The sequence below is a fragment of the Streptomyces colwelliae genome, assembly GCF_048158785.1.
In the GTDB taxonomy this organism is placed as follows: domain Bacteria; phylum Actinomycetota; class Actinomycetes; order Streptomycetales; family Streptomycetaceae; genus Streptomyces.
On the sequence record NZ_JBLTJC010000444.1, the window covers coordinates 1 to 7841 of the forward strand.

A 7841-nucleotide genomic window follows, 5' to 3' on the forward strand; every position below is an offset into this window, starting at 1 on the left:
GTTTTCGCCCCGCCGTTCCTGACGGCTACTCACCCGCATGACAATTTCCGGGGTTATTAGAACTGACGTCACGTCACATCGTGGGTGGATACTCGGGTGAAGTGGATGATTCCGGGCGCCTGCGGCCTCGTAGTACCAAAACGCCGCCCACCACGGCGAGGACGAATCCGGCCACAGCCGTACCGATCGGCAACGACCGCCCCACCAGGCGCAGTTGGCCGCTCTCCTGCTTCGCCAGTTTCACCTGTTCCTTCTGCGTGGCCGTGGTGAACGCGAGCTTGTCGGCGTCCAGGAGGAGGACCGCGTCGTAGGCGTGGCCGGGGGCGCGGAGGGTGCGGCGGGGGCCGGTCCGGGCGTAGATCACGCGGCCGGTGCGCTGGTCGACGATCAGCTCGATGCCGTGGTTGGAGTACCACTCCTCGGCCAGGATCTGGGGGGAGTTGGGCTGGTCGACGAGGCTGCCGGGGACCAGGCGGGTGCCGATCTTCGAGGGCGGGACGGTGCCCTTGAAGACGTAACCCGAGTAGCCCTGCACCTTCTTGGTCCCCGCGTAACGCAAAGTCACCGTTGCGCCAAGGGAGTTGTCCCACCACTGGTAGGGCTGTTTCCGCACGTCGAACGGGAACTTCAGGAAGGCGTCGCCCTCGAAGTACGGGTTCTCGTGGCAGCAGTGCACGGGCTTGTTGGTCTTACGGTCCGTGACCCAGCGGTTGGGGAAGAACTCCAGCGCGTCGTGCGGATCGGCGGCCGGCAGGGACTTGTCGGTGTCGACGGTCGTGGTCACGTCCCAGACCGCGTCGCCGCTCTTCTCGCTGTCCGCGACATCGCCGCGCACCTGCTGGGTGACGGTGATCCGCTGGTCGTCCACGGTCCGCAGCTCGCCGGTGTCGAAGTAGCTTCCGGTGCCCCGGTAGACGGCGGTCGTGTCGATGTCGATCGGGGTCACGGCGGCCCGCGGCTCGACGTACCACGCCAGCATCGGCGCCAGGACCAGCAGAAACGTGCCAAGTCCCAGCAGGATCAAGGAAAATGGAGAGGTCGTACGGCGCATCCGGACACTCCAGTGAAAGTTGGTGACGGAGTTCGGGCCGCTCTTGGGCCGGGAACCGTAGGCGCCCCTTGACGGAGTGTCAATGTCTGCCGACACTGGGCCGACGGGCAGGGGCGGGCGCACGGACCTCAGGACAGAGAGGCTGACCCTGCGATGTCCAGACTGCTCGCCGCCGCACTCACCATGGTTCTGGCCGCCGCCCTCGCCGTGGGCGCCGCCTTCGGCATCGTCGCGCTGCTCGACGCGAGACCGGCCCAGCCGAACACGCCTCTGGTCACGTACGAGCAAGCGGGCCAAGGGAGTTGACCCGGTGGCCGCACGACGGGCACCCGCTCGGCCGGCGCCCGCTGAGCCGACGACGGCTCGATCGGCGCCCGCTCGGTCGGGGGCCGCGCGAGTGGCGCCTGCTCAGCTGTCGGCTGCGCGTCCGGCGGCCGCTGAGCCAGCGACGGCTCGACCGGCATCTGCTCAGCCGTCGACGGCTCGACCGACGCCTGCTCAGCCGTCGACGGCTCGATCGGCGCCCGCTCAGCCGGCGCCCGCTCGGTCGGGGGCCGCGCGAGTGGCGACTGCTCAGCCGTCGGCCGCGCGAGCGGCGGTCGCTCAGTCGGCAATCGCTCATCCGGCGACCGCACCACCGCCGACCGTGACCGCGCGTTCGGCGTGGCACGACGTGCCGCGTCTCCAGGTGCGGGAGTTCGCGGCGATCGCCATGGCCGAGGCGCCCGCGCTCGCCGAGGAGATCCTGCGGGAGATCCGTCGCGAGCACCCCCAACTGCCCCTGGTTCTCGACGACTCGGGCGAGCCCATGGCCCTGGTCGGGATCCGCCGTGCCATCGAGGTCTTCGTCCAGCACCTGGAGACCGCCGAGGGCCGCCCGACCGTACCCCCGGGCGTCTTCCAGGAGTTCGGGCGCGGCGAGGGCCTGCACGGCCGAAGCCTCGACTCGCTCCAGGCGATCTACCGGATGGGAGTGCGGCTCGCCTGGCGGCGGCTGGCCGAGATCGGGCAGCGGGTCGAGATCCCGCCGCCCGCGATGTACGCACTCGTCGACGCGGGCTACGAGTATCTGGACGGGCTTGTCGACCAGTCCGTGCGCGGGTATGCCGAGGCCGCCGCCCGGCAGGCGGGGGAGCGGCTGCGCCTCCAGAGGCGGCTCATGGAACTCCTCCTCGCCGAGCACCATCGCGGCGACCCGGCCGAGGCCCTCTCCGAACGCGCCGCCCGTATCGGCTGGCCGCTGCCCGACAAGGTCGCCGTGGGTGTCCTGCTCCGCCCGGCCCGCGAGGCCGTCGCCCCCGCTGTGGGGCAGGAGGTGCTGCTCGACATGGAGTACGACCAGCCGCGCATGGTCGTGCCCGAGCCGGATGCCGCCGGCCGGCCCGAGCTGCTGCACCGGGCGCTGACCGGCTGGGCCGGCGCGATCGGGCCCCCGGTGCCGCTGGCCGACGCGGTGAAGTCGGCGCGCTGGGCCGAGGCGGCCGTAGGGCTGATGGAGCGGGGGTTGTTGCCGGGCGGGGGCGTTCTGTACTGCACCGAGCACACCGAGGCGCTGGTGCTGCTTCAGCCGGAGGAACTGATCGACGATCTCGCGCTGCGGTGTCTCGCACCGCTGGAGCACTCCGGGCCGACGCATCGGCGGCGGCTCGCGGAGACCCTGCTGGCGTGGCTGGAGACGCGGGGCGGGGCGCCGGAGGTGGCCGCGCGGCTCGGTGTGCATCCGCAGACCGTGCGGTACCGGCTGCGGCAGATCCGCGAACTGTGGGGTGACGAGATCGATCACCCGGACCGCCGTTTCGAGCTCGAACTGGTGCTGCGCGCCCAGCGGTTGCGTGGTGAACTGGGCGATCCCAGGGCCGGTCGGTAGTCATCGGTAGTCACGTGGTCACGCGACCATTGCCCGTGCAACCCTCTATGGCTAGCCTGTGTTCGTTATCCCGATCGTCAGTTGAAATTTCGAACACGACACTTAGAAGGGGGCCGGTTGTGGGACGACTCGTACCTGCCGTGACCCGGGCTCTCGATATTCTCGAGCTCTTCCTCGACGGGGACGGGACGCTCTCCGCCCCCGACATCGTGCGCAAGCTGCAACTGCCGCGCACGACCGTGCACGAACTGGTCACCACCCTCGCCGCGCGGTCGTACATCGTGCCCGTGCCCGGACAACCGGGACGTTACCGGCTCGGAGTCCGTCCGTACCAGCTCGGGAGCCGATACGCCGAGCAGCTCGACCTCGCCGCCGAGGGGCAGCAGGTCGCCCGGTCCGTCGCCGAGACCTGCGACGAGACCGTGCACGTGGCCATCCTCGAAGGCACCGACGTGATCTACATCGCCAAGGTCGACTCCACGCACGCGGTGCGCATGGTGTCGGCGGCCGGCCGTCGGCTGCCCGCGCACTGCACGTCCGTGGGCAAGATGCTGCTGGCCTCGCTCCCCGAGCCGGAGCTGACCGCGCGCATCCCCGCCGACGCGTCGCTGGTCGCGATGACGCCCAACAGCATCGTCGAGCCGGGCGCCCTGCGGGAGGCTCTCGTCGAGATCCGGTCGCGGGGCGTCGCGGTCGAGAGCCGTGAGTCGAATCCGGACGTGTCGTGTGTCGCGGCGCCGGTCCGGGACCGTACCGGGCAGGTCGTCGCCGCGCTCTCCATCTCCGTTCCCATGATCCGGTGGAGCGACGAGCGCCGGGTCGAGCTGGAGCAGCTCGCCGCGAAGGGCGCGGCCGAACTGTCGGAACGACTCGGGCACAGGAGCGTGGGATGACGTACGAGGTGGCGGTACGGGCCGAGGCGACGCTGGGCGAGGGGCCGACGTGGGACGCGGCGGCGGGGCGGCTGATCTGGATCGACATCCTCGGGTCCCGGGTGCACACGTACGACCCCTCGTCGGGGCGTCGGACGGTTCGGGTGACCGACCAGCATGTGGGGGCCGCCAAGCCCCGGGTCGGTGGGGGGCTCGTTCTCAATCTCCGGGACGGGATCGGGCTTCTCGATCCCGACGGGGAGTTCCGGTGGCTGCATCGGGAGCCGGTCGCCGGGCGGCGGGCCAACGACGCGGCCGTCGCGCCCGACGGGGCGTTGTGGGCGGGGACGATGCGGTACGACGAGGCGGCGTGCGGGGGGACGTTGTCCCGGGTCGCCGGGGACGGCTCCGTGCAGCTGGTTCTCGATGACGTCGCGGTGAGCAACGGCACGGGGTGGAGTCCTGATGGGCGGTTGATGTACTACATCGACTCGCCCACTCGTCGGATCGATGTGTTCGAGTACGCGGACGGGCGGGTGTCGAAGCGGCGGCGGTTCGCTGAGGTCGAGGACGGCGCCGGGTATCCCGATGGGCTCACCGTCGATGCGGATGGGTGTGTGTGGGTGGCGTTGTGGGGTGGGGGTGCGGTGCGGAGGTATACGCCGGACGGGGAGTTGGAGCGGGTTGTCTCGTTGCCGGCGTCGTTGGTCACCGCGTGTGCGTTCGGGGGTGCGGATCTGACTGACTTGTACGTTACGACTGCTCGGGTGGGGCTCGACTCGCCGCATCCTGTTGCTGGTTCGCTGTTGGTTGTGCCGGGGGCGGGGAAGGGGTTGGCGCAACCTGCATTTGGGGGCTGAGAGTTGAGTTTTGGGCGCGGGTCCGTTGTGGCTGGTCGCGCAGTTCCCCGCGCCCCTGGGGTGCTTCAGTCGCCCGTGCTGTCCAGCTCGGCCAGCGTCTTTCTTTCCGCCGGTGTTGCCGTTAGGCGGGAGTTAGCCAGTGCCCTTGCCAGCTCGACCAAGCCCCCCGTGTCGGAGACCTCGGTGGCGTAAAGGCGGTACGTGCTCGGGGTGTTGAAGGGCTGCTCTTGGGCGGTGGCTCGGCGGGCCGCGTCGGCGACCATCGCTGCCTCGGCTATCACCCGGGCCTCGTGGGGGGAGCGGCCCTCGTGGAGGGCGGCGTCGCGGGTGCGTTCGCGGAGGCTGTCGTCGAAGTAGGGGGTGAGGGCCAACAGGCCGTCGTGGATGGAGACTTCACGCCAGTGCAGGCGCATCCGGGGGAGTTGGCGGAGGGCGCTGGGCGGCTTGGGGGCGATGGACGCGAAGCGGACCTCCGACCACAACGGGCCCAGCCCGCGCAGGTCGTTGAGGTCGCGCCAGTGGGCGCGGGCCATGGGCAGCAGCCTCGGCAGGGCGAAGCCGGCGGAGCAGGTCAGGGCGGCCAGCGAGGCCATCGGCGGGGCGACACCGGTGGACAGGAAGTCCAGGTCGTGACCGGACCAACGGGCCACCAGCGCCGCGTACTTGACGAACTGGAAGCCGACCACGTCCAGCAGTGTGCCCAGGAGGATCAGCTGAAGGCCGGTCCTGAGCAGGCCGGTCACCTCGCGGGCCCAGGTGACGCACACGGTGCACAGCGCCAGGGTGGCCGCGCTGTGCCCGAGCAGGTAGAGCACGATCATCTCGCCCATGTACGGCGTGTTGGCGTAGTACGTGTCGAGGTCGGTGAGCCGCTCGGTGTTCGGGTCGGCCAGTGTGAACAGCACGACGATGGCCACGATCAGCGCGCCGTAGGCGGCCATGCTGCGCAGGACCATGCGGCGGATCCGGGCGGGGGAGCCGCCCCGCCAGTGGATCAGCAGGACGAGCAGGGAGCAGCTGTACGCGGAGAGCATGCCGTAGGTCAGCGGGGCGCCGAAGTTGGGGATGCCGGTGAGACGGTTGACCGTGCCCAGGGTCAGCGGTGCCGAGCAGACGAGGGCCAGGGAGCCGAGGACGATCGCCGCGCAGGTGGACACGGTCAGCGGGTCGCGCGGGATCCGCCAGGGGCGGCGCAGCAGGACGGTGCAGGACAGCCCGAAGACGGCGGCGGCGAGGTACACCATGACGCTCATGCCCGGGTGCTCCCTTCCGTCGTGCCGGCGCGGACCCGGGCGGCGGCGACCAGCGGGGACCGGGTCAGCGCGTCGGCGATGTGCACGAGGAGGGCGGTGCCGGGGGCCCGGTCGGGGAGGCGGCCCGGTTCGTCGGCGGGCGTGAGGCGCGGGTCGCCGTCGCGTTCCTCGACGGCACGGCCGCGCTCCTCGGCCACGGCCGCCGCGACGACCGCCGCCCACGCGGTCGCCTCGGCCCGCTCAGGGTCGCCGGTGGTCTGTGCCGCCGCCTCCAACGTCCTTTCGTACAGGGCCCGGTCGAAGAACGCGTCCAGGTGACCGAGCGCGTTGTGGATGCTCGTCTGCCGCCAGACCAGCCGGGTCGCGGGGGAGGACCAGCGCGGCCGGGGCAGCCGTAGCGCGCGGCGGGTGAGGAGTTCGGCCAGCTCGTGTTCCAGCGGTTCGAGACCGGCGTACGTCCGCCGGGCCTGCCGCCACTGGGTCAGCCGGGGTCCGGTCAGCGGGATCAGGACGCCGACGACGGTCAGGACCGCGCCCAGTCCGGCGGCGACCGGCGAGACGGTCGTACCGAGTTCCGTCCAGTCCCGGCCGCACCAACGGGCGATCACCGCCGCGAACTTGGTGAGGCTGTACCCGGCGCCGCACAGCGAGCCGACGCCCAGCGTGATCAGTCCCGCGCGGAGCCAGCCGTGCACCTCCCGCGCCCAGCGCAGCGCCGACACCGCGGTGACACTGACGGCGGCGAGATGCCCGGCCAGGTACAGCACGATCATCTCGGCGATGAACGGCGTGGTCGCGTAGTAGGTGTCCAGGTCGGTGCGGCGCTCCACGGGGGTGCGGCCCAGCGCGAACGTCACGGCGATGCCGACGACGATGATGGTGTACGCCACGATCCAGCGGCGGGCGGTGCGGTGGACGTGCGGTCCGCCCCGCCAGTAGACGATCAGGACCTGCGAGGACGCGCCGTACGCGGTGACCGACGCGTAGGTCAGCGGCGCGGCGAGGTTCGGGATGCCGCTGAGGTGGTTGATCGCGCCGACGGTGGGCGGCGCCCCGAGGAAGAAGCAGGCCCCGGCCAGGCCGAGGAGCACGCAGATCACCCGGAGATAGGGGTCGTGCCAGTGGCGTATCAGGTCCGGGGTCTTCACCAGCACGCCCAGCCACAGGAGGCCGCAGCTGAGATAGTCGATCAGGCTGCTCATTTTCTGGTCCCGCGGTAGTTGAGGGCGGCACCGATGCGCCCGGCGACACCCTGCTGTGTGCCGTCGTCGGCCACTGCGGAGCCGGGCGCGGAGTCCGTTCCGGACGTGGACTCGGCCGCGGCCTCCAGCCAGGGTCGCAGCCGTCCGCTCATCAACATGCCGAACCTGTCCGCCTCTTGTTCGTCGGCGAGGCTGAAGTCGGTACGGGCGGCGACGGGCCGGGGGTCGCCGTCGGCGGTCGGTCCGGGCGCGGGGGCGGCGGTGCGCTGGTGCATGTGCCACACCTCGTGGCAGAAGATCACGATCTGGTGCCAGGCGGCGGCCCGCTTGTCGATGACGACGACGTCGTAGGTGTCGCCCTCCAGCCACAGTCCGCTGGCCGTGTGCGGCGGGAACACCTCGCGGCGGACGACCACTTCACGTCCCCGCCAGCGCGTGACGGAGTCGACCAGCGCGTCGAACAGGGCCTCGGGGTCGGCCGGGACCGGGACGCGCATCGGATCGATGAGGGCACCGGCGAACCGGCGCATCTCCTTCTTCGTGCGCACCGCTGCAATATGCCAGGACATACGCCGACTCAGCCACCTCACCGTCGCCGCGGAAACGGGGGCGCTGCCGCGGCGGTCTCCCGGAGATGACCGAGCAGGAAGCCGTGCGAGAGGCCGATGGTGGCGCCGGGCTTCAACGCCCCGAAGATCTGCTCGTGGTGGGCGGCGAGGGCCGCGTCCGCGATCNG

General features: G+C 71.1%; 8 protein-coding genes. 4 read left to right on the forward strand and 4 right to left on the reverse strand.

Translation table 11 applies throughout. The annotated features are described in order from the left end of the window. Positions 1-73: 73 nt before the first annotated feature. Positions 74-1051 carry a cell envelope lipid trafficking protein PgfA gene (pgfA, locus tag ACNFOC_RS47030; RefSeq protein ID WP_416965136.1) on the reverse strand — a complete coding sequence of 326 codons (978 nt, stop codon included), beginning with the start codon at positions 1049-1051 and terminating at the stop codon, positions 74-76. Positions 1052-1204: 153 nt separating this feature from the next. Here pgfA and ACNFOC_RS47035 point away from each other — a divergent pair, with 153 nt between their 5' ends. The 4 genes from ACNFOC_RS47035 (at position 1205) to ACNFOC_RS47050 (ending at position 4650) form a co-directional block, all read left to right on the forward strand. Next, positions 1205-1357 (forward strand): hypothetical protein, encoded by a 153-nt coding sequence (locus tag ACNFOC_RS47035; RefSeq protein ID WP_416965137.1) that lies wholly within the window; start codon positions 1205-1207, stop codon positions 1355-1357. Between the two features lie 340 nt (positions 1358-1697). Beyond that, the gene (locus tag ACNFOC_RS47040) at positions 1698-2918 is read left to right on the forward strand and encodes a PucR family transcriptional regulator (RefSeq protein WP_416965138.1); all 1221 of its coding nucleotides are present in this window, start codon (positions 1698-1700) and stop codon (positions 2916-2918) included. A gap of 119 nt (positions 2919-3037) precedes the next feature. Further along, entirely contained in the window at positions 3038-3811 is a 774-nt protein-coding gene (locus ACNFOC_RS47045) for an IclR family transcriptional regulator (RefSeq protein WP_416965139.1), read from the forward strand. Continuing rightward, positions 3808-4650, forward strand: coding sequence for an SMP-30/gluconolactonase/LRE family protein (locus ACNFOC_RS47050; RefSeq protein WP_416965140.1), 843 nt, complete (start codon positions 3808-3810; stop codon positions 4648-4650). The genes ACNFOC_RS47045 and ACNFOC_RS47050 overlap by 4 nt, the downstream gene beginning before the upstream one ends. A gap of 65 nt (positions 4651-4715) precedes the next feature. Here ACNFOC_RS47050 and ACNFOC_RS47055 read toward each other — a convergent pair whose 3' ends face one another. The 3 genes from ACNFOC_RS47055 to ACNFOC_RS47065 are packed head-to-tail and all read right to left on the reverse strand — an operon-like array spanning position 4716 to position 7653. Next, a complete protein-coding gene (locus tag ACNFOC_RS47055) occupies positions 4716-5903 on the reverse strand; it encodes an MAB_1171c family putative transporter (protein ID WP_416965141.1) in 1188 nt (395 codons plus the stop codon). Next, positions 5900-7105 carry an MAB_1171c family putative transporter gene (locus tag ACNFOC_RS47060; protein ID WP_416965142.1) on the reverse strand — a complete coding sequence of 402 codons (1206 nt, stop codon included), beginning with the start codon at positions 7103-7105 and terminating at the stop codon, positions 5900-5902. The genes ACNFOC_RS47055 and ACNFOC_RS47060 overlap by 4 nt, the downstream gene beginning before the upstream one ends. Beyond that, positions 7102-7653 (reverse strand): toxin, encoded by a 552-nt coding sequence (locus ACNFOC_RS47065; RefSeq protein WP_416965143.1) that lies wholly within the window; start codon positions 7651-7653, stop codon positions 7102-7104. Before ACNFOC_RS47065 ends, ACNFOC_RS47060 begins: the two co-directional genes overlap by 4 nt. Positions 7654-7841 lie beyond the last annotated feature (188 nt).

What these genes read in the sequence shown, in the direction of transcription:
- pgfA (WP_416965136.1), bottom strand. Translation starts at nt 1,051, where the DNA reads ATGCGCCGTACGACCTCTCCATTTTCCTTGATCCTGCTGGGACTTGGC.
- ACNFOC_RS47035 (WP_416965137.1), top strand. Translation starts at nt 1,205, where the DNA reads ATGTCCAGACTGCTCGCCGCCGCACTCACCATGGTTCTGGCCGCCGCC.
- ACNFOC_RS47050 (WP_416965140.1), top strand. Translation starts at nt 3,808, where the DNA reads ATGACGTACGAGGTGGCGGTACGGGCCGAGGCGACGCTGGGCGAGGGG.
- ACNFOC_RS47055 (WP_416965141.1), bottom strand. Translation starts at nt 5,903, where the DNA reads ATGAGCGTCATGGTGTACCTCGCCGCCGCCGTCTTCGGGCTGTCCTGC.
- ACNFOC_RS47060 (WP_416965142.1), bottom strand. Translation starts at nt 7,105, where the DNA reads ATGAGCAGCCTGATCGACTATCTCAGCTGCGGCCTCCTGTGGCTGGGC.